Consider the following 24,493-nt stretch of genomic DNA (forward strand, 5'->3'; position numbering starts at 1 on the left):
GACCTGGGGCGAATGGGACAGGATCAAGGCCGACTCGAGCGCACAGATGCGGCTGAATCAGCTGGCCCCGGCAACTGGAGGCGGCGGTGCCCCGACCTGGCGTCGACGCCCGCGCAGAAGAAGGCAGCGGCCAACGCCATCGAGAAGCACCTCGAGCCCGACACGAAGAAGGCCGGTGACACGGCCGAGGAGAGCACGGGCGCCGCGGTCAGGGAGTTCAGCGGCAAGGACGGGCACGGCTGGGACACCTCTCCGGCGCTGAAGAGAGCCCACGAGGCGTGGGAGAAGCAGGTCAAGGCGCTGATGGGCAGACTGGGCTCGGAGAAGAGCGCGCTGCGCAACACCTCTGTCCTACTCCGGGGCACCGACGTCGGCATCGCTGTTCAGACTCGTCAGTCTTCGTCGCTCGACAAGCTCTGAGCTCGACCAGATCCGACTGCCCGCGCACCGGCTCCAGGGGGAAACGCGCCGACGTACCACGAAGTCATGACCACCGATCTGTCCAAGCTCACCGCTGCCGCCACCAAGTGGGACGACATGGCGGGCGAGTTCAAAAAGCTCGAGACGCAATACGAACGGGACGTCCACGGAATCTCTTTGGGGCAGACCTGGCAGGGCCTGAGCGCGGACGCCGCGAACAGCCGGTTCGGCGTGACGCTCAACGAGTACAAGGCCGAGCAGAAGGAAGCGAAGGCCGTTGCCGCGTTGCTGCGCGACGCGCACACCCAGTTCGTCGACCTGCGGAGCAAGCTGAAGAGTGTCCGTGATGACGCGGTCAAGGCCGGGACGAAAGTCTCCGAACAGGGCTATGTCTCGTTCGACACCTCACGGCTCAGTGACGGCGAGCGCACTGCCTATGTCCACGACCGCAGTTACCAGGAGTCGGCCCGCACGGCGGCCGGCGAGTGGAACCAGGCCATCGCAGCGGCGGTCAAGGCGGTCGCCGACGCCGACGACGGAGTCCGGATCGCCCTGGCAGCGGTCGTCGTGGACAGCAACTCGCTGGACGGCACGTTCAACGGCTTCAACTCGGGCGCGAAGAGCGACGTCGAGGAGTACGAGGCGGCGCACGCGAAGGACATCGCCACCCGGATCAACAGCGGCGAGAAGGTATCCGCCGCGGACTTGGCCGAGCTCCAGCGATCGTTCCGGGACAACTCCGACAACAAGGCGTTCAGTCAGACGTTCCTCAACGGGCTGGGCCCTTCCGGCACCATCCAGCTCGGGAACAATCTCAACGACAAGGCTCACTCGGGCAACGGCGACCAGCAGAAGCTGTTCCGCAGCATCACGAGCGGACTCGCCGACACCCTGGCGGGGGCCACACGTCCGCCTGCGTTCAAGGACTCCGAAGGCAAGACGCTCAAGTACGGAACAGCCGGTTACCAGAAGGCCTTCGACAACTGGCTGAAACAGGACGACGGCAAGTTCTACACCGAATGGCGCGAGGGCCTGAAGAAGGCGGGGGTCGAGAAGTTCGACTTGGACGTCGTCGGCGACAAGATAGCCGTCGGTACTGGCCATGGGCAGGAAGCCCGTGGCTACCAGAGCCTGGTCACACTCATGCAGCAGGGCAGCGGCTACTCGCCGCAGTTCATGGCCGACATCACGGACGACATGATCGCGGCCGAGAAGAAGGACCCGGACATCTGGGACCTGCACGGCAAGTTCGACGGAAAGAAGGAAGGATGGTTCGCCAACGACCCTGTCGACGGCGCCCTGAACCTCATGAGCCGCGACCCGGACGGCACCACGGCGTATCTTGACCCGGGCGCCGGCGGCAAGAACGATCGGCTGGAGTACCTGCTCAAGGAACGCGACTGGGACACCGTCGACACGACCCAGTGGACGGGCAACATCGAACGCACCGGCGGCGACACCGCGGACAGCGATGCCCGCACGGGGCTGGGAGCCGCGCTCGAGGCCGCGGCAACGGGGCATCCCCCGCTGCGCCCTGGGCAGGACCCGTGGCCCGTAACGCCCCACACTGAGGGGCAAGCCCGCATCATGCACGGCGTCGTCAGCGGGCTCGGCCCCGATCAGAGCGTGCCTGAAAACATGCGCGAACCCCTCTCCCGCGCCCCCGCCTCGTACACGGAGGACACGCACCAGATCCTGGGTGGGATGGGAAGCAGCCAGTACGTCAACTCCACCACGGACGACGGCTACTTCCGCGACGGAGACAAGGTCCACATGGCGGTGACCCAGAAGGATCTGGCGCAGTTCATGCGGGGCCTCTCCGACGATCCAGAAGCCTACGCGACGCTGCACAAGGCGGAGTCCCGCTTCATCAGTCTGGAAATGGAGAAGATCCCGCAGGACGCCACCGGCTTCGCCCAGAGCAACCCTCTCAGCAACGCCGGCGCAGCTCTGGGGGCGTACAGCGCCATTAGGGAAGACGTGATCAACGACGAGCGCATGACCGCCTACAGTGCGGCGGACTGGAAGTCGAAGATGGCCTACCACGTCATCGGCGGCGCCGTGACCCCTCTGTACTTCACCACAGCCGGCGGCGTATCCATCGCCTTCGGCGACTCGATTCAACGCGGCGTCGACACGTGGGCGTGGTTCATGGGCAACAACCTGAAGGCCGAAGCCGACACCACGGCCAACGCAGGCATCGCCGACCACTACCTGAACGCCACCAACCAGATGAACCTCATGGTCGACTCATGGGCCGACGACCGGCGGGACATCGACGCGGACGCCAGGGCCGGGCTCAAGAGCGAGATCCTCCACGGCCACGACCGAGGGGCCAACATCACTCAGAAGTACCTGACCGACACCACCAACTGACACTGGCACGCCAGGAGGGAACAAGCCCATGCCCAACAAGACGCCCCCACGCCGGAGAAAGGCCACGGCCGTGATCGTTCTCGGAGTATGCCTGGCGTTGCTGGGCGGGATCGGAGCATGGTTGCTGCTCGGCCGGGACACGACGCCTGCGTGCAACGGCCTGCCCGAGAACGACCGAGTGCAAAGCTCGGTCGGGCGAGACGTCCGTCCAGGAATGAGCTGCCAGGCCCTCGGCAAAGCCATCGTGAAGGCATCCGCCGGGGACCCCCAGGGGCGGCACAGCCTCGCTCAGGCGAAGGCGCTCAAGGACGTCCTGACGGCCCTCGGATCCCAAGGCCCCGGCGAACTCACCCTCGATCCGGCACTGCGCCGCCCCCTCGCCACAGCCCTGGCCGACTACCCCCAGGATCTGCACGCGATGCTCGGCGGTATCAACATCCAGGACTTCGTGACCAAGGCCGCCCCCACGACACCACCCTGGAAAGCCGAAGACGGCAGCTACCATCTGACGGTCCTCACCGACACCCTCAGGGACGTCCTGCATGCGATCGCGCAGGACCCCCACTCCTACGCTCTGCTGCGGCTCACGGAGACCCGGATTACAGGGCAGCGCCTCGCCGCCGTCCCCGCCGACGCCGAAGGCTTCGGCCTCAGCGTGCCGCCCACCGAGAGTGCGCGCGCACTCGGCACCCTCGACGGTATCGCGGACTCCGTCACCCGAGGCCTGGACACGAGCCAGGCACGGGCATGGCGTGCGGCAGTCCTCGACGCGCTCGCGGACGACCGGGCCTCAGCGACGGGCGGCCTTGCTTCGGCATGGCTTCAGGGCCTTCGGAGCACCGCGGAGGAGGAACGCTACGAGAGCCTGCGTGCTCAGGGCATCGAGATGACCCGCCTTTGGGCGCAGCAGCGGAAAATGGACGAGCAGACCCGGCAGGGGCTGCTCGCCAAGGTCGAACGCAGTGCCCTCAGCGCCTACCGGGAGATCGAGCCGTAGGCACGGCCTGCTGAGCCCGCCCCGCTGGTTGGCAACGGTTACCGTTTGAGGGTCCGACAGTCGGCTGTCGGGCCCTCGTTCCTCGAAGAAGACATATCGACGCGTTCGACCAGTAGGCGTCCCGCCGCTCGGGGCTGCGAGATCGAGACGTTGTGGCTGGAGGGCCTCACGCTGGAGCAGCTCGCGATGGTGGAGGCGGCCACTGTTGCGGCGGTGATGGGCCTCCGGTGTGCCGACGCGCGCCGTGATCGTCGACCGGGAGGACGTGAGCGACGTCGTCGAGAACGCCACAAGGGCGAGGCGAAGCAAAGTACATCACCGGCCGTGAGGAAGCGTATTCGGCCCTGCGAACAAGGAAGTGGGCAAGTGGGCACAGCACGCTCGTCGTGGAAGGTACGGGCCGTGGTGGCGGTCCTGGTGCTCCTGGTTGCGGGGCTGCTGCATGCTTACCGCAATACGAATGTGCTGACGGCCGACCGACTCTGCGGAGGGCTGGTCTCTGCGGCGAACGCGGACGCGGTCCTGCCCGGCTCAGGGCGGGTCAGCGCCGAAGGCGATGGCGTCGCCGACGACCTTCCGGACACGGAGTGCGAGGTCGAGAAGTCGTCAGTCGTCGTCGGTGGCGGGAAGGGCACCTTGTCCGTCCGGGTCGCTGAGGAGCGCGGTGACTTCCCCGTCCTGGACGGCAGGTGGCCGGACCCTGCGCGGGCTTCGTTCTTCACCGGACCGGTGACCGGCGGCGTCTATGAGCACGACGGCTGGGTCCTGCTGCCCGAGAAGTGCTGGACGGACCAGCCAGTGATCGTCGAAGCCCACTCCAGTGAACCGGTGTCCGACACCACGGCGTTTGGCGCCCTGCTTACCGATGCCGCAGGCGCCATCGCGGCGGAAAGAGCATGCGGCACCCTCCCCAAGGAGCCCAGAACCCCCCGGCCGCCCCGCTCGCAAGCGGCCCGTCCGGCTTCCGAGGGTCGGCTGTGCGGCCTTGACGGTTTCTCCGTCCACGGCCAGGTGCCGGCGGACAGCGAGGTCCTCGAAGCAGGTCAGGTGGCGCCTGCTGACCTGTGGTCCTGCACGGTGTTCCTGGGTAGTGACTCGAATCGCCTCGCCAGTGCGAATGGCTTCATGACGTACATGCTCGCCCGGGACCCACTACTCCTGGCCGCCGTCGAGAAGGATCCGGGAACGCACGAGGGGACGGGGCCCGGAGGCAAGGAAGCCGATGTCGTCGAGCCTCAAAGGATCATGTTGCCCTGCGCCCAGGGCGCTGCCTACCTGGCACTGGAACCGGGACTGCAGTACACGGAGACGCGTCAACGCCATCCTGGCACTCCGTCGCTGGACGCGTTCTTCGAGTCCTCCGTCCGGTCCGCGATCAGGACCTTCGACTGCGGCGCGGCCACGAGGTGAGGGTGCGGCCGCGCGGACCGGGCCACCCCGGTCGGCCCGGCAACAACCGCACCGGCGACGGCCTTGCAGCGGCCGACGACTGGGACTCGCTTGCGCACCCGCACCACTATGGTCCAACGACACGTCCGGTCCGCCCACGACGACCGCTGTCGCCAGCGAGGCCATTACCACGACGCCGCGGACAGGCCGAAAAGGTGACTTCCCCGACCGGCGGCACCATCCGCGAGAGTGACGAGAAGCTCGGCCGCCAGATCTCGCACGCAGACGCCGATGGCGGAACAGCCCGCCCTCGCCCGTCAGTTGCAGGCCCTCGTTTGGGCCCGGTCCACGAGCATCGCGACGAGCTGTTCGTCCGACACCGCACTCGACGGTACCTGAACCACCTGCTCAGCCGACTGGTTCTCCACGGCGGTCTCCGCCATCAGACACATCTCCTTGATCATCAGATCGCCGGCCATTGGGCACCCCCCTGTCGTCCCAACAGCGGGACGGGCGTGCGGGACGGAGGCTGGCTGGATCGCGAGGATCGTCCTTGCAGGCACTTAGGTGACGTGTGAGCATGCGGTCGAGCGATCGTGATCTTGCAACCGCCGCGGGGCCGGTGTCCGGCCCGCGGCGATCTGTTGACGAGAGGTACGGAAGTGAACACGTCTGCCGACTCCGGCCAGCCCGTCCGAATCGAACAGCCCGCCCCTGACTCCGTTGCCGAGCGCTTCCACTTCCTGGTGAACGCCCCGGCCCTCTTCAACGCCGTGGTCACGGCGCTGGAATGGGACCTCTTCGGGTTCCTCGCCAAACATCCCGGTGCCTCCTTCGACGAGCTGAACGAGTTCACCGGCGTCCCCGCCCACTCGTTGCGAGTCCTGTTGCACGCCGTGTGCACCACCGGGCTCATCGAGCGACGTGCAGACGGCACGTACCACGACGCCCCGGCGGCCGAGGAGCTCCTGGCCCCCGACGGTCCCGACAGTTGGCGCCACATCCTCACCGGCTGGAAGGAGATCTACTACCCGGCCTTCTCGCGGATGAGCGAGGCGCTCGCCGCCGGTACCAACACCGCGCTGGCCGCCCACCCCGGCGACGAGCCCACGCTCTACCGGAGGCTGTCGCACAACCCGGAGCTGGAGACGGTCTTCCACCGCAGCATGAGCGCCTTCACGCTCAAGAGCCTCGACGCGCTGGTGGAGTGCGAGGAGTTCGCGACCGTGCGGCACCTGCTCGACGTGGGCGGCGGCGACGGCACCACCAGTGAGCGGCTGATCACCCGTCACCCACAACTGCACTCGACCGTCTTCGACATACCGTCGGTGTCGGAGCTGGCCGCCTCCCGCACCCCCGCCGGGGAGCCGGACGGGCGCATCCGGCTCCACACCGGGGACCTGTTCACCGACCCCTTCCCCGTCGGCGCGGACGCGGTGCTCTTCAGCCATGTCCTTGAAATCTTCTCCGGTGAACAGATCACAGAGCTGCTGGCGAAGGCGCACGCCGTTCTCCCCTCCGGCGGACGGGTGTTCATCTACGGCTACAACGTCTCCGACGACGAAACCCGGGGCTGGTACTCGGCCCGGCTCTCCCTCTACCTGAACGTGCTCGCCAGCGGGAAGGGCATGGCCTACCCCGCCCGCGACTACGAGGATTGGATACGCCGGGCCGGCTTCACCGGTGTGCGGACCCTCACCGGCTACCCCTACGAGCACGGTCTGAGCATCGGAACGAAACCATGAGGGGCAGCCTCGCCGGGCCAGGCCTCTTCCCCGCCCCCGACCCGGGCGTTCCCGTCACCACCTCGCCCGTCCGCTTCCTGGTCTGGCTCGCGACCCGCCACCGCGGCAGCCTGGTCCTCGCCACGGTGTTCGGCGTGCTGTGCACCTTGGCGCAGGCGCTGGTCCCGGTGGCCGTCGGCCTCGGCATCGACCGGGGGCTGCTCCCCCGTGACCGCGACGCCCTGCTGGTGTGGGGCGCGGTGGTGCTGGTGCTCGGCGTCTTCCAGGCCCTCGTCGGCATGCTGCGCGACCGGGCGTCGACCACGAACCGGTTCGGGGCCGCCTACCGTGCCACGCAACTGGTCGTCAGGCAGGCCACCGAGCTCGGTGCGGAGCTGCCCCGACACGCCTCCACCGGCTCGGTGGTCAGTGTCAGCGCCATGGACGTCGGCCATCTCGGCACCGCCGTGGAGGGCACGGCGCGGGGCAGCGGGGCGGTTGCCTCCATCCTCTTCGCGTCCGTGTTCATGCTGGTCACGTCGTGGCAGTTGGGCGTGATGGTGCTCGTCGGCGTACCGCTGATCGCGCTCTCCGTGACCCGGCTGCTACGGCTCCTGCACGGCCGCCAGGAACAACTGCGCCAACGGCAGGGCGCGCTCACCGACCTGTCGGTCGACATCATCGACGGGCTGCGCGTGCTGCGGGGCATCGGCGGTGAGGAGGTCTACGGACGTCGTTACCGTGACGACTCCCAGGCCGTCCGGGCCGAGGGCGTACGGGTGGCCGGGGCTGTGGCCAACATGGCCTTCCTCCGTGTCCTGCTGCCGGGAACGCTACTGGTCGCCATCGTCTGGCTGGGCGCCCACCAGGTGAGCACCGGACGACTCGAACCGGGCCTGCTCGTCGCCTTCTACGGATACGCCGTCTTCCTCACCCAGCAGCTCGGACAGATCACGACGATGCTCGACCAGCTGACCCGGGCCTCGGTGGCGGCCCGCCGGATCCTGGACTTCCTCGGTCTGAGGACGGAGCTGCTGTCGGGTACCCGGCCGCTGCCGGACGAGGAAGCGCTCCGGCTGCACGACCCGGACTCCGGGCTCACCGTGCCGCCAGGGCAGTTGCTCGCGGTGGTCTGCGACGCCGACGGGGACGCACGGACGCTCGCGGACCGCCTCGGCCGATACGCCGACCCGGCGGCCCTGCACGGCGAGACACCACTGTCCGCCTACCGCACCGATGACGTCCGCCGGCGCGTCCTGGTCGCCGACAACGGCGCCGCCCTGTTCTCGGGGCGGCTCGCCGACCAGCTCGATCCCGGTCGCGCGGCGGACGGCGCCGCACCCGACCCGGCCGCCGTGCTGCGGGCCCTGGAGGCGGCCTCCGCTCGTGACATCACCGAGGCTCTGCCCGACGGGACGGCGCAGGAGATCAGCGGGGGACGGGAGTTCTCCGGCGGCCAGCAGCAGCGGCTGCGCCTGGCCCGCGCCCTGCTGGCCGACGCGGAGGTCCTCGTCCTCATCGATCCGACGAACGCCCTCGACGCCCCCACCGAGGAACGGGTGGCCCGGCGTCTCGGGCCGTACCGGACGGGCCGGACCACCGTCGTGTTCACCACCAGTCCCATCCTCCTCGCCCACTGCGATCACGTCGTGTTCGTCCAGGAGGGCAAGGCCGTGGCCCAGGGCGACCACCGGAACCTGCTCACGTACGCCGACTACCGAACCGTCGTCTCCCGGGAGGTCACGGCATGACCGCCGCCGCCCCGCCCGCCGACGGGCTGCCGGTCGCCTCCCAGCGGGAGGTGCGCTCCTACGCCCGGCGCACGATGCTCGACCACCGGGGGCCGCTCTCCCTCTCACTGCTGCTGCACGCCCTTGCCTGCGTCGCCGCGCTCGTCACTCCCCAACTGCTCGGTCGGATCGTCGAGAACGCGGCGCACGGCGCGGTCGCCGTCACCCCGGTCGCCTTCGCAATCTGCGCCGCGGTGATCCTCCAGGCTGTCCTGACTCGCTTCGCCCGGAGCGCCTCCCTGCGGCTCGGCGAGACCGTACTCGCGGACCTGCGTGAGGAGTTCGTCCGGCGTGTGCTCGCCCTGCCGACCCACACGGTGGAGCGGGCCGGGACCGGGGAGCTGGTCACGCGGACCACCCGGGACGTCGACGTACTGGCCTTCACCGTGCAGCGGGCCGTCCCCGACACCCTGGTGGCGGGTACCACCGTCGTCCTGACCATCGGGGCCGTCTGCCTGACCGATCCGCTCCTGGTCCTGCCCTGCCTGGTCGCCGTACCGGTGCTGTGGCTGTCGACCCGCTGGTACCTGCGCCGCGCCCGGGCCGGCTACCTGCACGCGAACGCCTCGTACGCGCAGATCAACGACCACCTCTCCGAGACCGTGGCGGGCGCCCGTACGGTGGAAGCGCTCCGGCTCCAGCGGCGCCGGCAGCAGCGTACGGACACGGACATCGCGGCGTCCTACGCGGCCGAGCGCCACACCCTGAACCTGCGCAGCATCTACCTGCCGATAGCCGACACCGGGTACATCCTGCCGGTGGCCGCCACTCTGGTCATCGGCGGGCTGATGTACATCGAGGGGATGGTCGGCCTGGCCGCCGTCACCGCCGCCACCCTGTACGTCCAGATGGTGATCGGGCCCGTGGACACCCTGCTCTTCTGGATGGACGAACTCCAGGTCGGCGGCGCCTCCCTGGCCCGGGTCCTCGGGGTTCGGAACGCCGCCGGTCCGGCATCCCCCGGTGCCGGACCGGCTTCGGCGACCGGGACGGCCCCGGAGGAGGGCGTCGAGCTGCGGGGGGTGCACTTCTCCTACCGGGACGGCAAGGACAACCTGCGCGGCATCGATCTGCACGTGCCCCCCGGTGAGCGGCTGGCGGTAGTGGGCCCCTCCGGGGCCGGCAAATCCACCTTGGGCCGGCTCATCGCCGGGATCGATGACCCAGGCCGGGGCACTATCACCCTGGGCGGGGTGCCCCTGACGGAGCTGTCGGCGTCGGAGCTGCGCCGTGATGTCATCCTGGTCACCCAGGAGTACCACGTCTTCCGGGGCAGCCTGGCCGACAACCTGCTCATCGCCCGGCCCGACGCGAGTGCCTCTGACCTGGAGCGGGCCCTGCGGGCCGTCGATGCCTGGGAGTGGGTTTCCGCGCTGGGCCTGGACCACGAGGTCGGTTCCGGCGCGGCCGAACTGAGCCCTGCCCGGGCCCAGCAGCTGGCGCTGGCGCGGCTGGTGCTGCGCGACCCGCCCGTAGTGGTGTTCGACGAGGCGACCGCCCTGCTCGACCCGCATACCGCCCGCACGTTGGAACGTTCCCTGACCGGGCTGCTGAACGGGACCGTCATCTCGATCGCGCACCGGCTGCACACCGCTCACGACGCCGACCGGGTCGTGGTGATGGAGGACGGCCTGATCGTCCAGAGCGGGACGCACGACGACCTGGTGGAGCGGGGCGGCACGTACGCCGAGCTGTGGAAGTCCTGGCACGGATGACCGCTGGTGGGATGAGCGGCGCCGGTCGTCGACCGGCGCCGCTCACCAGCGAACCGGCAGGGCGTGCACTCCGTAGAAGCCCATGTCCTCACCGAGCGGCACCTCCGACGACGGCACAGCAAGCTTCAGCCCGGGGAAGCGGGCGAAAAGGGCCGGGAAGGCGATCCGCATCTCGGTCCGGGCCAGGTGCTGGCCGATGCACTGGTGCGCTCCGTGGCCGAAGGCCAGGTGGCCGGCCGCGGAGCGGGTGATGTCGAGCCGGTCGGGGTCCTCGAAGTGGGCGGGATCGCGGTTCGCGGCGGACAGCGAAACGGTGACGGACTCCCCCGCGCGCAGGGTGTGACCGAGGAGCGTGAGGTCTTCCAGAGGAGTGCGCGGGAGCCCGAAGTGAAAGATGGTCAGGTACCGGAGCAGCTCCTCCACCGCGTTCGCGGCGAGAGACGGGGCGGCCGTCAGGCGGGCGAGCTGGTCGGGATGGGACATCAGCGCGAACGTACCGAGTCCCAGGGAACCGGCCGTCGTCTCGTGCCCCGCCGACAGCAGCAGGGCTCCCGCCCCGGCGATCTCCGCCGTCGACAGTTCGCCGTCAGCGGCCAGCGCGCTCAGCAGGTCGTCACCGGGGCTTCGGCCGCGGTGCAGGGCCAATTCGGTGAGAAAGGCGTTCAGCTCGGCCATCGCCGTGGCTGCCTGTTCCGCGGTGACGTCGAGTTTGAACAGGGTGGCGCTGTTGCGTTGGAAGTCGGCGCGTTCGGTGTAGGGAACGCCCAGGAGTTCGCAGATCACCAGCGAGGGAACGGGCAGCGCGAAATGCTCGACCAGGTCGGCCTGCCCGCCGAGGGCCGCCATCTCGTCCAGCCGGTCGTCGACGATCCGGCCGATGCGGGGTGTCAGCGCGCGCGTCCGGCGGGCGGTGAACCAGCTCATCAGACGCCGCCGCAGCCGGGTGTGGTCGGGTGCGTCCATGTCGACCAGCCAGCCCGGCAGGGCGGGACTGCCGTAGAAGGGGTCCGTACCCGGCCGGAGCACCGGCACCCGTTTCAGCTCCGAGCGTGCGCTGAACCGGGGGTCCGCGAGGACTTTGCGGGCCGGCTCGTGGCCCGTGACCAGCCAGCCGATGTGCCCGTCGGGGTAGCGCAGGCGGCTGAGCGGTGTCTTCTCGCGCAAGGCCGTCAGTTCGGGCGGCGGGTCGAAGGGGCAGCGGCGGTCACGGTCGGTCGGATGGGCCGGGACGTCCCCGTGGGAGGAGGGGAGGGCGGGGACGGGGCTGTCGCAGGTTCCCGGTATGTCGCGGGACGCGTGTACGCTCTCGCCGCTCACCGCAGGATTCCTTCCGCGGACGGACCGGCCGCCCCCGGTCCGGGATGCGCCCGCAGGAAGGCGCCGAGCCGCCGCACCCCTTGGTCGATCCGCTCGGGGTCCAGGTAGCTGCACGACAAGCGCAGGCTGTGGGTGCCCCCGCCGCCCGGGTGGAAGGGGGCCATCGGCGTCCACAGCACCCCGTACTCGGCCGCCGAGACCTCCAGCAGCGCCGCGTCCACGCGGACCGGCAGTCGCATCCGGACGAAGAAGCCTCCGACGGGGCGGTTCCACTCGATCCCGTCCGGCAGCCCGTCTGCGCGCTCGCGCTCCAGGGCCCGGAGCAGGTGGGCGAGGTTGCGCCGGTACAGCGCGGACCGGGTCCGGCCGAGTTCCGCGAGCGAGCCGCCGTGCTCCAGCAGCATGCCGGCGATCAGCGCCTGGCACACCGGGGAGGTGTTGACCGTGACGGCGGTCTTCAGCCGCGCCAGTTCGGATGCGAGGGGAACCGGGCCCGCGGCGGTGACGACGGTCTGGTCGGCGATGACGTAGCCGACGCGGGCTCCGGGGAAGCACACCTTGGCGAAGGTGCCGATGTGGATCACTCGTCCGGTGGCGTCCAAGGCCTTGAGGGCGGGGAGTTCGGAGCCGGGGGCGGCCGTGAACCCGTACGCGTTGTCCTCCAGGATCAGGAAGTCCTCCTCCTCGGCCAGCTCCAGCAGGCACAGACGGCGTTCGGGCTCCATTCGGGAGCCGCTGGGGTTGGCGTAGTCGGGGGCGACGTAGCAGGCGCGGATGTGACGTCCGGCCTCGCGGGTCGCTCGGCACGCCTCGGCCAGCGCGTCGAGGTCGAGGCCGTCAGCGTCCTCGGGAACGGGCACGACTTCGGTGCCGAGCAGGCTGGCGGCGCTGGTGATACCCACGAAGCAGGGGTCTGCGACGGCCAGTAGGTCGTCCGGGGAAGCGGTGAGGGCCCGCAGTGTCAGGAGCATCGCCTCCTGGGCACCGACGGTGATCACCAGGCTGTCCGGGTCCGCGTCGATGCCCTGGTCGCGGCGCAGTGCCCCGGCCACGATGCCGTTGACGAGGCCCCGGGCCGGCCCGTACTCGTAGAGCAGCCGGGCCGCCTGTGCGGGGGTGCAGCCCGCTTCGGCCGCCGCGTGCGCGACGAAGCGGTCCAGGTAGCGGCCGGGGTCCAGTTCCGTGTAGGGGTCGGGGTGGGGGGCGCCCGGAGCGAAGGAGATGGCGTCCCGGTGGCGGCTCATGATCTCGTTGAGGAAGCCGATGGACTCCAGCACCGGGTCCTGTAGCGAGGCGTGCAGGGCTTCGTGGGCGAGGGCGGTCATGTGGCGGCCCGTCCGGTGGTGGCTGCCTCGGTGCCGGCCCGTGAGCGGGCCCAGTGGCGCTCGGCCTTGGCCAGCACGTCGGGGCTGTGGATGCGGTGGGCCTGGACGACGGCGAACTCCGCCAGGTAGGCGCGCAGGAGGTCCAGGGGCTCCTCGGCGAGGGTCAGCATGGCCCGGTTGGCGGCCACGGCCGGGCCGGCCAGGTCACGTACGGCCTGCTCCGCGGCCTCGTCGAGTGCGGCGGCCGGCACGACCTCGTCGATCAGCAGGTCCGCCGCGGGGTCGGCGGTGTGGATGCGGCGGCCCGAGAGGATGATCTGCCGAGCCGTCCGGGCTCCGGTGTGCCGGGTGAGCCGCAGGTTGCCGAGGCCGGGGACGATGCCCTCGTCCGCGGCGGGCAGGCTGAGGAAGGCGCCCTCCTCGGCGATGACACGGTCGAGGACGAGGAGCAGTTGCATCCCGCCGCCGATGGCGAACGCGTCGACGACCCCCACCCAGGGCTTGGAGACGGCACCGAAGGGGCTGTTCTCGCGGAGCAGGCCGCGGTTCATCTTGTTGATGTAGCCGAGCTCCCGGCCGAGGAGGAAGCCGACGAAGGAGATCGCGCCCGAACGGAGTTCCTTGAGGTTGATCCCGGCGCTGAAGACCCGCTTCCCGGCATGCCGGGCATGCGTCACCGGACCACCGCGCAGGACCCCGACGCGTACCCGGTCGTCGAGGAGGACCACGTCGACCGCAGTCTCCAGATCGGTGATGAGCCGGTTGTCCTCGGCGTTGAGACAGTGGGCGTTGCGGAAGGTGACGTGGGCCGCCTCGCCCCGGCGCTCCACGAGCACCGACGGCAGTTCCAGCCGGTCCGAGCGGCGGAACTCCGTCAGGTGCGCGGCCGAGCCGGGGGCGGGGAGCAGCATGGTCTCGATGAGGTGGGTGCCGGCGACCGGGGAGCGCAGCAGGGCCCCGAAGAAGAGGCCCTGGTCGATGTCGCGGCCTTCCTTGTGGGCCTGGACGCGGTCGCGTTCCTCGGCGAGTTGGGCCGCGTCCGGTACCAGTCCGGGAAAGCGCAGGGAGGCCGCCGCGGCCAGTTCGTCCAAGCGGGGCCGCAGGGTGCGGCCGGCGGTGAGGGCGTCGTAGACCGCGTCGGCGTGCAGGGCGAGGAAGGCTTGCCGGGCCGCCCGGCAGGCGTCATGAAGTGCGGTCGCGCGGCGGGACTCGAAGTCGGTGCGCTCGGGGCGGGGAGGCAGGAGTGCGAGGAGCCGTTCGCCTTCGGCGGTGTGGCGGGCGAGGGTTTCGGTGTCGGCGGCCAGGTCTCCGACGGGGGCGGGGGCGTCGGGCAGCGGGGCGGGGGCGTCGGGCAGCGGGGCCGGGCCGCCCGGGTCCTTCGTGCGGCCGTCCGGGGTTCCGGCCCGGTCCCTCGTCTGCTCGCTCACCTGGTCCCCCCTGCTTCCCGGCCGGCTCCTGGTGCGGTCAGTCGGCGTAGTTCCCGGTCGCAGGCGGCCAGGTGGGCGCCGACCGCGTCGTCGTACTCCAGGGTCTGCGCCTCCAGCAGCAGCTGCCGCCGGATGGCGAGCTCTCGGTCGGAGATCCGGCCCATCAGGACGGACGCCGTGTGCACGGCGTCGTCGGTTTCGGTCTCGATCCGGTCGATCAGGCCCAGTTCGTGGGCACGGGACGCGTCGATGTCGTCGCCCCACAGCACGATCTGCCGGGCGCGGGCCGCCCCGAGTTGCTGGGAGAGCCGGTGGACGGCCATACCCGGCCAGAAGTGTCCGTCGTTCACGGGGACGAGCAGCCTGAAGTCAGGGGCGCCGATGCGGTAGTCGGTGACCAGCAGCAGGTCGAGGGCGGGACCGCCGCAGGCGCCGATGGCGACCGCGATGCTCAGCGCGGGCAGGCGCTCCATCCTGCGTACGGCCCGTTCCCAGCGGTTGATCTGTTGGATGTCCACGGGTTCCGGCCCCCCCGGCCAGGACCGGGCCGCGGCCGGCACGTCCGGCAGCCGTACGATCACCACCGTACGATCCGCCTGCTCCTCGGCCCGGTCGCAGGCTCCGGTGACGGCGGCGGTCAGCTCGGGCAGCGGCCGGCCGGCGTCGAGGCTGAGCGTGATGCCCAGCCCGTCCGGCGCGCCGGACGGCGCCGTCCTCGATCCGTTCGTCGGTGTGCCGTGCTCCGCCGGCCCGCCTTCCGCAGGCGTCGACGGCTCGTCGTGGGTCCGCACCACAGTTCCCTTCGTCGTCACACCAAGTCGACCTGCGGCGGGGTTCACCACCGCGTCAACGCCATTTCGATCGTTGAGCCCGGGCCCATCGTCATCAGGACCCCCACGTCCCCCCGCCGGACTCTGCCTTCGGCCGCGAGCCGTTGGTAGGAGAAGAGGAAGGAGCCGCTCGACAGGTTGCCGTGATCGCGCAGCACGCCCGTGGTGTGCCGTACGTCGTGCCGGGTCAGGCCGAGGTTGACCCGGACGGAGTCCACCACCTTTTTGCCCCCGGAGTGCACGATCCAGTGGGCGATGTCCGAGGGGAGCAGACCGGTGCCGTGCAGCAGCCGTTCCAGGGCGCCCGCCGCGTGCGCGCCGACGACATAGGGGATCTGCGGGTCCAGCCAGAAGCTGAACTTGCCCTGCCGGTCGTCCCAGTCGTAGCGCATCGCTTCGGACGCCTCGGGGATGATGCGGCTGGAGAAGCGGAGCAGGGTCGGGGCGCACGGGACCCCTTCGCCCACGCCGGCCGTGGTGACGGCCACGGCAGCGGCCCCGTCGCCGAACAGGCTGTTCACGACCGAGGTGCGCATGGTGCCGTCGAAGACGTACGCCGCCGAACACACCTCCACGCATACCAGCAGGGCCAGTTCACCGGGGTGGGCCCGGGCCCAGCCGTCGACCGCGTTCAGCGCGTTGAGGCCGGCGTTGCAGCCCATGCCGACGACATCGAGCCGCGAGCAGGTCACGTCGATGCCGAGGGACTTGATGAGCAGGGCCGAGAAACCGGGTGTGAGGAAGCCCGTGGACGTGACGCAGCACAGGTAGCGGACGTCGGACAGCTGGGCGCCTGCGTCCTTCAAGCAGCCCTCGATGGCCCCGCGGCCCAGCTCCAGGCCCTTTTCGGTGTGTTTGCGCAGCAGTTGGCCCTGGGACTCCACGATCGGGAAGCCGTCGGCGGCGGGTTCGGGCAGCGTCAGACCGCGCTGCTCGATGGCGCTGTTCAGGAAGACCGAGCGGATGCGGGAATCGGTGACGGCCAGCAGGCCGAGCAGTTCGCGCTGGGTGTAGGTGGTGTCGGGGACGGCGGTGCCGATCCCGACGAGCCGGGACCCGACGCTGGGCGGGGTCATGCGAGGTAGTCCTCCGGGCCGCCCTCGCGCACGGTGTCGAGGGTGAAGCAGTGGAAGCCTCCTCCGAACAGCCGCCGGTGCCGGTGCCGCACCGGGACGACCGTGAACGCGTGCTTCTCCAGGGTCCGCATCAGCTCCGGGCAGGCTTCGTTGACCAGGACGGTGTCGGGGCTGACGGACAGCACGTTGAGGTCGATGAACGGGCTGGTCAGGACCAGGTCCTCGTCCTCGTAGTGAGGGAAGTTGTTGCTCTCGGGGGTGGGTGCGACGATCCGGTCCCAGCTGCGCAGCACTTCCGGCAGCTTGCCGGCGACGGCCTCCGAGCGCACCAGCAGCGTGCCCGGTCGCAGTGCCAGGACCATGCTGTCGATGTGGCTGTCGCTGAGTCGGTGCACCCGGTGGACGCGGAACCGGTCCCCCAGGTGTCGCTCCAGCCAGTCGCAGGCCAGGGCGTGGTGGGCGGTGGAGATGTTGACCACCAGGTCACGGCCGAGCCGCAGCACCTGAGCCCCGTCGAACATCATCTCGATGCCCACGTCGTAGGGGGACGGGACCGGTGTCCCGATGGGTTCGGTGGGGCCGCCGACCGTGCTCTCGCGGGCATAGGTGAGGTCGAAGGACGCGTCGGTCATCAGGGGGCGGGGCATCACGGTCCAGCGGGCGCCCCTTTCGAAGTACCGCTGGAAGACCCGCGTCAAGAGCTGCGTCTCGAAGTAGCGGGAGCGAATCATGGGTGGGGTCTCGATGATCTCGTCGCCCAGGATCAGCGTGTTGTCGCGGATGTTCAACGGGGGGACCACGGAGGCGGACCAGGCGGGGGTGCGCACCTCGCTGGTGCCGGCGTCGAGGTCCATCGGCCGGTGCACCGTGACCGATAGCTCGGTCAGCGCCGCGACGATGCCTTCGAGATCCTCGACGAGCTCGTCCACGTACCGCTGCTTGATGGGCACCCGGCCACGCCGCTCCCCTCCGTCGGCCGGTCCGCCGCCCACTGCGAGCCGGGGGTAGTACCACTCGGACCGGCTCGCGTTGTCGCCGGCGATGTTGTCGTGGAAGAAGAGATCGAAGGACAACTCGCGTTCGTGCGAGGCGTAGTTGGCCGCCGATCCGACGACCGCCTCCTTCAGGGTGGACCATTCGTCGAAGCTGTTCAGCATCATCGTCGCGCTCCATCGATCACCAGGGGTATGCCAACGCTCCACTCGGCCCCGATCGGACCCGGACGGGCCGTCGCGTTTCCCAGCCTCAGCGCCTGTGCGATCAAGGGCAAGGGGCTTTCGCCGTGGTGACCGCTTTTCGGTCTTGTCCCGCGCGGGGGTCCGCAGTGCGGCGCGAGCGGGTCGCGATGCCGGTGTGTCGCAGGAATATGCCTGATCACAAATGGCGGGCGAACGCCGTGCGCGCATACGCCGGAAGGCTTCGCTCGGGCAACACAGCGCGCGCAGGATGTGTCTGAATCCGTGCAGTCGCCATCGAGATGGATGTGACGTGGACCACAAGCGTGGCTGTGGTTCCGCCCGGCGTGCTTTCATCGAATCCGGCGAGGCCCCGACCCGCAGGACGACACCGGCGCCGTTCCCACGGGAACCGAAGGCGCTGATTTGCCCCGGAGTTACCGACCAGACCCGACCATCCCCACCCCCCGGCAGCAGGCACACACCCACACCGGAAGCCCTTCACCCCGGCGCCGCGAGCCCGTTCCCGCCCGGTGCGTGCCGCCCCGTCATGGCCGCCGGCCACGACGGGGCGCCTCACCACACCGGAGCCGTCATCCGTGTGCACATGTACGTTCGCACACGCCCCGCCGGGCTCCGCTAGGCCCTCCCCCCTTCCCTCACACGGACGACGAGGTGGACAACAGACATGCCCCGGCTCCTGATCGGCAACCGACCGAGTAACGACCTGGTGGGAACGTGGGGCAAGGCCGCCATGGGCTGGTGGGCCCAGCGCCTGCTCTGGTTCGTCCGCGACGGTGACGTCCTGGTGCTCCCCGAGGCCCCGGACGAGTCGTTTCTCTCCTACGTCACCGAGCTGACCAGCACAGATCGCGCGAGCCTCACTGTTGTCATCCCCGCCGCCGGCAACCGGCCCGGGCAGTGGCTGCTCGACCCCGAACTGACCCACCTGACGCGACAGGCCCTGGCCGGGCGGCCCGTGGACGAGGTCTTCGCGCTCTGTCCCAACGAGGCGGTGGTCGAACTCGCCAGGTCCCTGGGAGCGGAGTCCGCGGTACCCGGCCACGGCTTCCTCGACCAGGGTGGCGCCCTGATCGCCGACAGCAAGGCCGTCTTCCGCTCGCTCGCCGCCGGCAGCGGCCTGCCGCTGCCCGACGGCGGCGTCTGCGCCAACCCCGAGGGCGCGTACCGCCTGATCACACGGCTCCTCGCGGACAACCGGCCGGTGATCCTGAAGAAGGAGTTCCTGGCGGCGGGCAACGGCAACGAGGTCCTGACCCTCACCAAGGACCTGCGGGTCAACGGCGCGGGCCGCACGGTCCTCCTCGGCGACGCCCATGACGCGGTCCGCGTCTACCTCAACGAGCGCTGGGACTGGCTCACCGAGGGCCGTCGTCACCGGGTCATCGTCGAGGAATACCACCCGGGCAGCCGGGGCGTCTTCGCCGAGTTCTGGGTCGGCGACGAGGAGATCGAGCTCGGCGGCCAGGGCGAGATGGTGGCCGAACCGGTCGCCGACCATTCCTACCTTCCCGCCCCGGACCTGACGGCCGAACAGGAACGGGCCCTGATGGTGGGCGGGCGCAAGCTGTGCGAGGTCCTCCGGGCGATGGGCTACCGAGGCGTCCTGAGCGCCGACGCCATCATCGTCGAAGGCGCTGGCACCCCTGAGGTTTTCTTCACCGAGTACAACGGCCTGGTGACCGGCTCGACCCATGTCTACCATCTCGGCAAGCGTCTGGCCGGAGCGGACTACGCCCGCGACCGCTTGCTCGCCGAGTACGTCTCCTGGCACGTGCCCTCGTTCGCCGAGGCCCTGCGACACCTGGAGAGCGAGGGCATCGCGTACGACCCCGCCACGCGCACCGGAGTCGTACTGCTGAACTCCTGGCGAGACAACCCCGGCGTCGTCCCCTACTGCCTGATCGCGGAGAACGTCGAAGCGGCGGAGCGGCTCAAGGAGCGGCTCAAGCAGGATCCGAGGCCCTGATTCGCCGCCATAGACCTGCCCGTCGGCGGATCAACCCGCCCGCGGGCCGGACCACCATACCGACGCACACCGAAGGGAGTGAACACCATGCAGAAGGAGTTCGAGGACTTCATGCGCCAGTACGAGGCGTCGCGCACGCGCCTGAACAAGAGCGAGTCCGAGTAAACACGGACCCACGCCGGGCCTGATCGAGGACCGGTACGTCCGGCCGACGGCCGGACCGTGCGTGGCGGGCTGCGTCACCGCGCAGCCCGCCACGGCGGGCTCACCACCACCATCCGTCCGCCGCCCCGCCGCACCACGGAGAGCCATCGATGCCCACGGCCCGGAACACAGGCACCCCCGCCGCTCCCTTCCTCCTCCAGGGCAAGCGCTTCGAGGACACGTTCCGGCAGTCCAGCGTCGACTACCAACGTCGTTTCCGCGCACGGCTGCGGACCTTGCCGGCCCATGTTCCCGAGCCGGCCCTCGTCGTCCTCACCTCGGCCCACGACGCTGAAGTCGACCGACTCTCCCTCGAACTCGGCCTTCAGGGCTTCCCGTTGTACCGGCTCGACGCCGACGACTGCGCGGACCGCCGCCTCGTCCTCAACGCCGACTCGGGCACCATGCGTATCGACGGCCTGCTCGTCCGGCCGGCCCTCCTGTGGATCAGGCACTTCGTCCCCAACGCCGTGGTGGCCGACGGCCCACCCCTGATCGGCCGCTACGTCCGCGACCAGTGGGCCTCCGTGCTGGAGGTGGTGCGGGAATGGCCCACCACGCACGTCAACCCACCTGTCTCCCGGCGCGCGAGCCGTCTCGCCCAACTGCGCCAGGCCGCCACGGCCGGCATTCCCGTGCCCGCGACGGTCCTCGCCAGCAGCGCGGAGGAAGCCGCGGACGCGCTGGGCTGTCCCCCGACGGACCTGATCGCCAAGGTGATCGGCGACCACTTCGTCCAGCCCGAACCGGCACGGGTGACCGGTGTCTTCCCCCGACGGGTAACCGCTCCCGGCACCGCTCCGGAACCGGTCCCCCTGCTCTTCCAGCGCTACCTGCCCCACTCCCACGAACTGCGCGTCTTCAACGTGGGTGCGCGCCTCTTCGCCTACGAGATCCGCAAGCACGACCCCAGGGACGTGTGGGCCGATCCGGAAGCCGTGTCGGTGACCGCAGCCGACGTACCCGCACCCCTCGCACGGCACATCGAAACCCTGCTCCGGCGCACCGGCTACGCCTTCTCGGGCTTCGACTTCCTCATCACACCCGACGGCACCCCGGTGTTCCTCGAATGCAACGCCAACGGCGACTGGGCCTGGTTCGAACGCGGCGCCTCCGACTCCCGCGTCAGCGAGGCTGCCCTCCACCACTTCACCACCCACCCGGCGCTCTCCCCCACAGCCGAACGGGACTTCAGGGGCTGAGCCCTCCCGTACCGCCCGCACGTCTCGTGGCGCCATGCCGCCACGAGCCCGGCACCGCTTCGACGCGGCGTCGGGTCCGTACGGCTGGACACACCTTTCGCCGACCATCGGCCTTCCCGGACGGTGTGATGTTTCAGCGCGGCCCACCAGATCCCGGATCTCCGCGTCAACAGGGCTCCGACACAGGTGCCTCAGGGACGGCCGTACGAGAAGGGGGAACTACGGGCCGGTGACCTTTCCGGTGGTGACCAGTGCGAAGTCGGCGTCGACCGCCGGGGTCTCGACGTGTCCGTCAGCATTGACCTCGCTGGCGACGACCTCGATCGTCCAGGTGCCGGCGGCGGGGGTTTGGACGAACACGTTCTCGACGGTGTCGATCGTGTTCGCCGAGCCACCGGGCGATGACCAGTTGTCTGCCGCGAGTCCGTTGTTCCCCCAGTACACGGTGCCGTCCGGGGCGGTGAGCTTCAGGGTCAGGTCGTTGACACGCGCCTGGGCCGCCGACGGCGAGCCCATTGGGTCCGTGTAGACCATAGTCGCCTTCAGCGGCCGGCTGCCGTCGGTGGTCAGTGTGTACGTCGCGGTCTGGCCCGCCGTGAGCACGTCCGTCTCGTCGACCAGGATCGGCAGCCGCCAGTCGTTGTCCTGTGCCTGCTGGTACAGGTTGCCGACGCCGGCCGTTCCCCAGCCCTGCTTCATGCGGGCCAGGTCGTGGGACGCGCCCGTGAAGGCGTACTGGTCGGCCGAGTTGATCAGCAGCGCCTTCGCGGTGGCGGCGTGGGGCCGGGACGCGAAGATGTCGCGGTCCAGACCGGGGCCGCCGTCGAAGACCCCGTCCGCCCACATCTGGAAGATGAGGCCGGCGTAGCCGCAGGTGATCGGGGTGGAGGCGCTGGTGCCGCTGAACGTGCCGGTGTAGGCGGCGTCGCCACCGCTCGCGGTGGTGTGGACCGCGTCGTAGTAGTTCGACAGGTCGGGCTTGATTCGCCCGTCCGCGGCCGGGCCGATGCTCGCACCGCCGTTCCACGCGTCATCGGTGCGGGAGACGGTGTCGTAGTGGTAGGTGCCACCGACGGACACCACGTTCTTCGCCCACGCCTGTGGCCGGGCGGAGCGGTTGCCGGTGTTGCCCTGGGACTGGCAGATCACGATGTCGTGGTCGAAGACGATGTCGTCCATCGCCGCCGATGTTGCGTTGTAGCCGAACGTCAGCGCGCTGCCCCAGCTGTTGGACTGGAACACCGCCCGGTACGGGCCCGCCGGGTCGACGAGTTGCGCGGTGTGCGCCCACCGGTCGGACACCAGGCTGTGGGCGGCGAAGATCGGCTGTGCCTGCGGGAGCAGGCCGCGGGCGGTGGCGTTCACTCCCGAGGCGAAGACCTGCCCGTATGTCGAGGTGCCGTGGCTGGTGCTGGTGGTGTTGGCGGTATGCAGGATCGGCGGGAATGCCGCGAACTCCTGGTGCGTGGTGCGCAGTCCGGTGTCCATCACCTCACCGCGGACGCCTTGGCCGACGTATCCGAACGCCGTCTCGACCGCGTTGGCGCCGCCCGCGACGCGGGCGTTGTCCATGTCGACTTCGGGTTGCGTCCAGACGTCGAGCGCGAGCACCGCGTCCAGGTGCGCCACGGCAAGCGCCTGCGCCGGCTTCAGGGTTGCCTCGATCAGTCGCAGGCTCGCCGATGAGACGTGCACTCTCCCGCCGATCGCGGTGATCCGCTCGGCCACCGCCCGCTGGTCGGCGGCGCCCGGCTCCACGAGAGTGACGACATAACGGCGGGTGCTCTGCTGCAGGGCCCCGCCTTCGAGTTTGTCGCCGGCGTCGTACGGTCCGACCCATCGCACGTACGGCAGCGCGGCGACCCGCCCTCGGGCCCCCTTGTCCATGCGCACCACGTACGTCGCGTCGGGAATGTAGGCGCCGATCCGGGCACCGAGGGAGGCCAGTTCGGCGCGATGGCTGTCGCGCGGCGTGGTCGTGAACTGGACCAGGTACGTGCGGCCGTTCTTCGTCCGCAGGTTGCCCCGTGGCCGGCTCCGCTCCCCCTCCGGCGTGATCGGATCGAAGCTGCGGGTGCGTAGCCGGACGTGCGTGGGCTGCCGATCCAGGTGGTCGTGGGCGGCGGCGAGCCGGGTGGGTTCCGCGCGGTCGGGGTGCGCCGAGACGGACAGGGCGGGGCTGGCGGATGCCGCCAGGGCCAGGGCGAGGACGGTGTAAACCGCTGTGCGTGCGGGGTTACGCATGGGGGCTCCTGGACGGAAATCCACCGCGTGGGTGCGGACGGGCGAAACCGATCGAGGAACGCTAACCGGTCACGGGCGGCCAGAAACCCCCTGAATGGGTGATGGCGGCTCAAAACCTCCCGCAGTTGGCCCTATAGTCGCGGCGTGCAAATGCTGTGGACCCTTGTGGGAGTCGTGGCGGCGGTGTTGCCCGGGGCAGCGGCGCCGGTGACGAACCAGGACGTGACGCGGATCGCGCGACAGCCCCACCTGCTGACGATCACCGTGCCGGCCGCGGTGAATCTCGGCTCGACCTTCCCCGGTTCATCGATCAGCCGTCAGCTCGGTGAAGTCCGGGTGTCGGACAAGCGTGGCGGCCAGAACACGGTCTGGACCGCGACGGTGGCGGCGACCGACTTCACCACGCCGGGCGGCGGCCCCGCCCGGCAGATCCCCAGGAGCCGGTTCTCGTACTGGTCGGGTCAGGCCACCACGACCGCCGGCTCCGGCACCCGGGTGCCGGGCCAGGCCACCAGCGCTCAGGCGCAGAGTCTCGGCGGCCCGCGGACGGCGTTCTCCAAGACCTCGGGCAATGGGAACAACACCACCGCCTGGCGGCCGACGCTGATCGTCGCGGTGCCGACGACCGCCGTGGGCGGCGCCTATACCGGAACAATCACCCACTCGGTGGCATAGTCAGTGGCAAATACCGACTCTTCTCCACGTACCGACCTATGGTGGCTCTGTGCGCAGAAGACTCTTGATTCCTTGTGTCGCCCTCGCCTTGGCGAGCGTGCCCTCGCTGCCCGCGGCCGCCCAGCCGTCGGGAGACACGACCGTAACGTTCACCGTGTCCACGTCGAACCTCACGATCGAGGTGCCCGCCTCGGACAACCTGGGGTCCGCGTTCCCGGGGCAGACGATCAGCGGTCAGATGGGCACCGTGACGGTACTGGACCAGCGGGCCGCGGCCAGCGCCACGTGGACGGCGTCGGTGGTCTCGACGCAGTTCGACACCGGAACGGACGACGCCACCGAGGTGATCCTGCCGAACCTGGTGACGTACTGGTCCGGTCAGGCGACCGCCACCACCGGCACGGGCACCTTCGTGCCCGGCCAACCCACGCGTGGCGACCGGGTCAGCCTGAACCAGCCACGCACCGCGTTCTCCAAGACCTCAGGCAGCGGGAACAACAGCGCGAGCTGGAACCCCACCCTGGAAATCACCATCCCGCAGGACGCCGTCGGCGGGCTCTACCACGGTACGGTGACCCATTCTGTGGCGTGACCCCGTAGGCAGAATGCTCCTGTCG

19 protein-coding genes are annotated in these 24,493 nt (G+C 70.0%); 11 read left to right on the top strand and 8 right to left on the bottom strand.

Features of this window, described 5'->3' with window-relative positions; all coding sequences use genetic code 11:
- Positions 1–12: 12 nt before the first annotated feature.
- From BLT82_RS30610 to BLT82_RS30625, 4 genes are all read left to right on the top strand, one after another.
- Entirely contained in the window at positions 13–420 is a 408-nt protein-coding gene (locus BLT82_RS30610) for a hypothetical protein (RefSeq protein WP_342029430.1), read from the top strand.
- A gap of 66 nt (positions 421–486) precedes the next feature.
- Entirely contained in the window at positions 487–2,796 is a 2,310-nt protein-coding gene (locus BLT82_RS30615; RefSeq protein WP_093660712.1) for a hypothetical protein, read from the top strand.
- Positions 2,797–3,010: 214 nt separating this feature from the next.
- Positions 3,011–3,793 carry a hypothetical protein gene (locus BLT82_RS30620; protein ID WP_093660714.1) on the top strand — a complete coding sequence of 261 codons (783 nt, stop codon included), beginning with the start codon at positions 3,011–3,013 and terminating at the stop codon, positions 3,791–3,793.
- A gap of 366 nt (positions 3,794–4,159) precedes the next feature.
- The gene (locus tag BLT82_RS30625) at positions 4,160–5,203 is read left to right on the top strand and encodes a hypothetical protein (protein ID WP_244529770.1); all 1,044 of its coding nucleotides are present in this window, start codon (positions 4,160–4,162) and stop codon (positions 5,201–5,203) included.
- A 296-nt stretch (positions 5,204–5,499) separates the two neighbouring features.
- Here the strand turns inward: BLT82_RS30625 and BLT82_RS37360 are convergent, their stop codons facing one another.
- Entirely contained in the window at positions 5,500–5,661 is a 162-nt protein-coding gene (locus BLT82_RS37360) for a hypothetical protein (RefSeq protein WP_167746135.1), read from the bottom strand.
- A 183-nt stretch (positions 5,662–5,844) separates the two neighbouring features.
- Between BLT82_RS37360 and BLT82_RS30630 the strand changes: the two genes are divergently transcribed.
- Genes BLT82_RS30630 through BLT82_RS30640 form a run of 3 tightly spaced genes read left to right on the top strand, consistent with a single transcriptional unit; the run spans position 5,845 to position 10,411 of the window.
- On the top strand, positions 5,845–6,927 hold the full coding sequence (locus tag BLT82_RS30630; protein WP_093660716.1) for a methyltransferase: 1,083 nt from the start codon (positions 5,845–5,847) through the stop codon (positions 6,925–6,927).
- The gene (locus tag BLT82_RS30635; RefSeq protein WP_093660718.1) at positions 6,924–8,657 is read left to right on the top strand and encodes an ABC transporter transmembrane domain-containing protein; all 1,734 of its coding nucleotides are present in this window, start codon (positions 6,924–6,926) and stop codon (positions 8,655–8,657) included. The genes BLT82_RS30630 and BLT82_RS30635 overlap by 4 nt, the downstream gene beginning before the upstream one ends.
- On the top strand, positions 8,654–10,411 hold the full coding sequence (locus BLT82_RS30640; protein ID WP_093660720.1) for an ABC transporter ATP-binding protein: 1,758 nt from the start codon (positions 8,654–8,656) through the stop codon (positions 10,409–10,411). The genes BLT82_RS30635 and BLT82_RS30640 overlap by 4 nt, the downstream gene beginning before the upstream one ends.
- 42 nt (positions 10,412–10,453) lie before the next feature.
- Here BLT82_RS30640 and BLT82_RS30645 read toward each other — a convergent pair whose 3' ends face one another.
- The 6 genes from BLT82_RS30645 to BLT82_RS30670 form a co-directional block, all read right to left on the bottom strand.
- Positions 10,454–11,584 carry a cytochrome P450 gene (locus BLT82_RS30645; protein ID WP_244529780.1) on the bottom strand — a complete coding sequence of 377 codons (1,131 nt, stop codon included), beginning with the start codon at positions 11,582–11,584 and terminating at the stop codon, positions 10,454–10,456.
- Positions 11,585–11,724: 140 nt separating this feature from the next.
- Positions 11,725–13,053 (bottom strand): aminotransferase-like domain-containing protein, encoded by a 1,329-nt coding sequence (locus BLT82_RS30650; protein WP_093660722.1) that lies wholly within the window; start codon positions 13,051–13,053, stop codon positions 11,725–11,727.
- Positions 13,050–14,387: a (3,5-dihydroxyphenyl)acetyl-CoA 1,2-dioxygenase DpgC gene (gene dpgC, locus BLT82_RS30655; RefSeq protein ID WP_404205577.1), complete on the bottom strand. Its 1,338-nt coding sequence runs from the start codon at positions 14,385–14,387 to the stop codon at positions 13,050–13,052. Before dpgC ends, BLT82_RS30650 begins: the two co-directional genes overlap by 4 nt.
- An 89-nt stretch (positions 14,388–14,476) precedes the next feature.
- The gene (gene dpgB / locus BLT82_RS30660) at positions 14,477–15,292 is read right to left on the bottom strand and encodes an enoyl-CoA-hydratase DpgB (RefSeq protein WP_244529773.1); all 816 of its coding nucleotides are present in this window, start codon (positions 15,290–15,292) and stop codon (positions 14,477–14,479) included.
- A gap of 23 nt (positions 15,293–15,315) precedes the next feature.
- Entirely contained in the window at positions 15,316–16,386 is a 1,071-nt protein-coding gene (gene dpgA / locus BLT82_RS30665) for a 3,5-dihydroxyphenylacetyl-CoA synthase DpgA (RefSeq protein ID WP_093660724.1), read from the bottom strand.
- On the bottom strand, positions 16,383–17,546 hold the full coding sequence (locus tag BLT82_RS30670) for a glycine amidinotransferase (RefSeq protein ID WP_093660726.1): 1,164 nt from the start codon (positions 17,544–17,546) through the stop codon (positions 16,383–16,385). The genes dpgA and BLT82_RS30670 overlap by 4 nt, the downstream gene beginning before the upstream one ends.
- A 703-nt stretch (positions 17,547–18,249) precedes the next feature.
- Between BLT82_RS30670 and BLT82_RS30675 the strand changes: the two genes are divergently transcribed.
- Both BLT82_RS30675 and BLT82_RS30680 read left to right on the top strand, forming a co-directional pair.
- Positions 18,250–19,551 (top strand): preATP grasp domain-containing protein, encoded by a 1,302-nt coding sequence (locus tag BLT82_RS30675; RefSeq protein WP_093660728.1) that lies wholly within the window; start codon positions 18,250–18,252, stop codon positions 19,549–19,551.
- Between the two features lie 314 nt (positions 19,552–19,865).
- On the top strand, positions 19,866–20,957 hold the full coding sequence (locus BLT82_RS30680) for an MvdC/MvdD family ATP grasp protein (protein ID WP_093660730.1): 1,092 nt from the start codon (positions 19,866–19,868) through the stop codon (positions 20,955–20,957).
- 219 nt (positions 20,958–21,176) lie between these two features.
- Here the strand turns inward: BLT82_RS30680 and BLT82_RS30685 are convergent, their stop codons facing one another.
- Complete coding sequence (locus tag BLT82_RS30685; protein ID WP_093660732.1) at positions 21,177–23,201, bottom strand: S8 family serine peptidase; 2,025 nt, start codon at positions 23,199–23,201, stop codon at positions 21,177–21,179.
- 144 nt (positions 23,202–23,345) lie between these two features.
- On the opposite strand from BLT82_RS30685, the gene BLT82_RS30690 reads away from it, so the two are divergent.
- Positions 23,346–23,876, top strand: a complete 531-nt coding sequence (locus tag BLT82_RS30690; RefSeq protein ID WP_143041568.1) for a hypothetical protein — start codon at positions 23,346–23,348, stop codon at positions 23,874–23,876.
- 49 nt (positions 23,877–23,925) lie between these two features.
- A complete protein-coding gene (locus tag BLT82_RS30695) occupies positions 23,926–24,468 on the top strand; it encodes a hypothetical protein (RefSeq protein ID WP_093660737.1) in 543 nt (180 codons plus the stop codon).
- The last annotated feature ends 25 nt before the right edge of the window (positions 24,469–24,493 follow it).

Origin of the sequence: Streptomyces wuyuanensis, from assembly GCF_900103455.1 — a bacterium.
In the GTDB taxonomy this organism is placed as follows: domain Bacteria; phylum Actinomycetota; class Actinomycetes; order Streptomycetales; family Streptomycetaceae; genus Streptomyces; species Streptomyces wuyuanensis.

What these genes read in the sequence shown, in the direction of transcription:
- BLT82_RS30610 (WP_342029430.1), top strand. Translation starts at nt 13, where the DNA reads ATGGGACAGGATCAAGGCCGACTCGAGCGCACAGATGCGGCTGAATCA.
- BLT82_RS30615 (WP_093660712.1), top strand. Translation starts at nt 487, where the DNA reads ATGACCACCGATCTGTCCAAGCTCACCGCTGCCGCCACCAAGTGGGAC.
- BLT82_RS30620 (WP_093660714.1), top strand. Translation starts at nt 3,011, where the DNA reads ATGAGCTGCCAGGCCCTCGGCAAAGCCATCGTGAAGGCATCCGCCGGG.
- BLT82_RS37360 (WP_167746135.1), bottom strand. Translation starts at nt 5,661, where the DNA reads ATGGCCGGCGATCTGATGATCAAGGAGATGTGTCTGATGGCGGAGACC.
- BLT82_RS30635 (WP_093660718.1), top strand. Translation starts at nt 6,924, where the DNA reads ATGAGGGGCAGCCTCGCCGGGCCAGGCCTCTTCCCCGCCCCCGACCCG.
- BLT82_RS30640 (WP_093660720.1), top strand. Translation starts at nt 8,654, where the DNA reads ATGACCGCCGCCGCCCCGCCCGCCGACGGGCTGCCGGTCGCCTCCCAG.
- BLT82_RS30650 (WP_093660722.1), bottom strand. Translation starts at nt 13,053, where the DNA reads ATGACCGCCCTCGCCCACGAAGCCCTGCACGCCTCGCTACAGGACCCG.
- dpgA (WP_093660724.1), bottom strand. Translation starts at nt 16,386, where the DNA reads ATGACCCCGCCCAGCGTCGGGTCCCGGCTCGTCGGGATCGGCACCGCC.
- BLT82_RS30670 (WP_093660726.1), bottom strand. Translation starts at nt 17,546, where the DNA reads ATGATGCTGAACAGCTTCGACGAATGGTCCACCCTGAAGGAGGCGGTC.
- BLT82_RS30675 (WP_093660728.1), top strand. Translation starts at nt 18,250, where the DNA reads ATGCCCCGGCTCCTGATCGGCAACCGACCGAGTAACGACCTGGTGGGA.
- BLT82_RS30680 (WP_093660730.1), top strand. Translation starts at nt 19,866, where the DNA reads ATGCCCACGGCCCGGAACACAGGCACCCCCGCCGCTCCCTTCCTCCTC.
- BLT82_RS30685 (WP_093660732.1), bottom strand. Translation starts at nt 23,201, where the DNA reads ATGCGTAACCCCGCACGCACAGCGGTTTACACCGTCCTCGCCCTGGCC.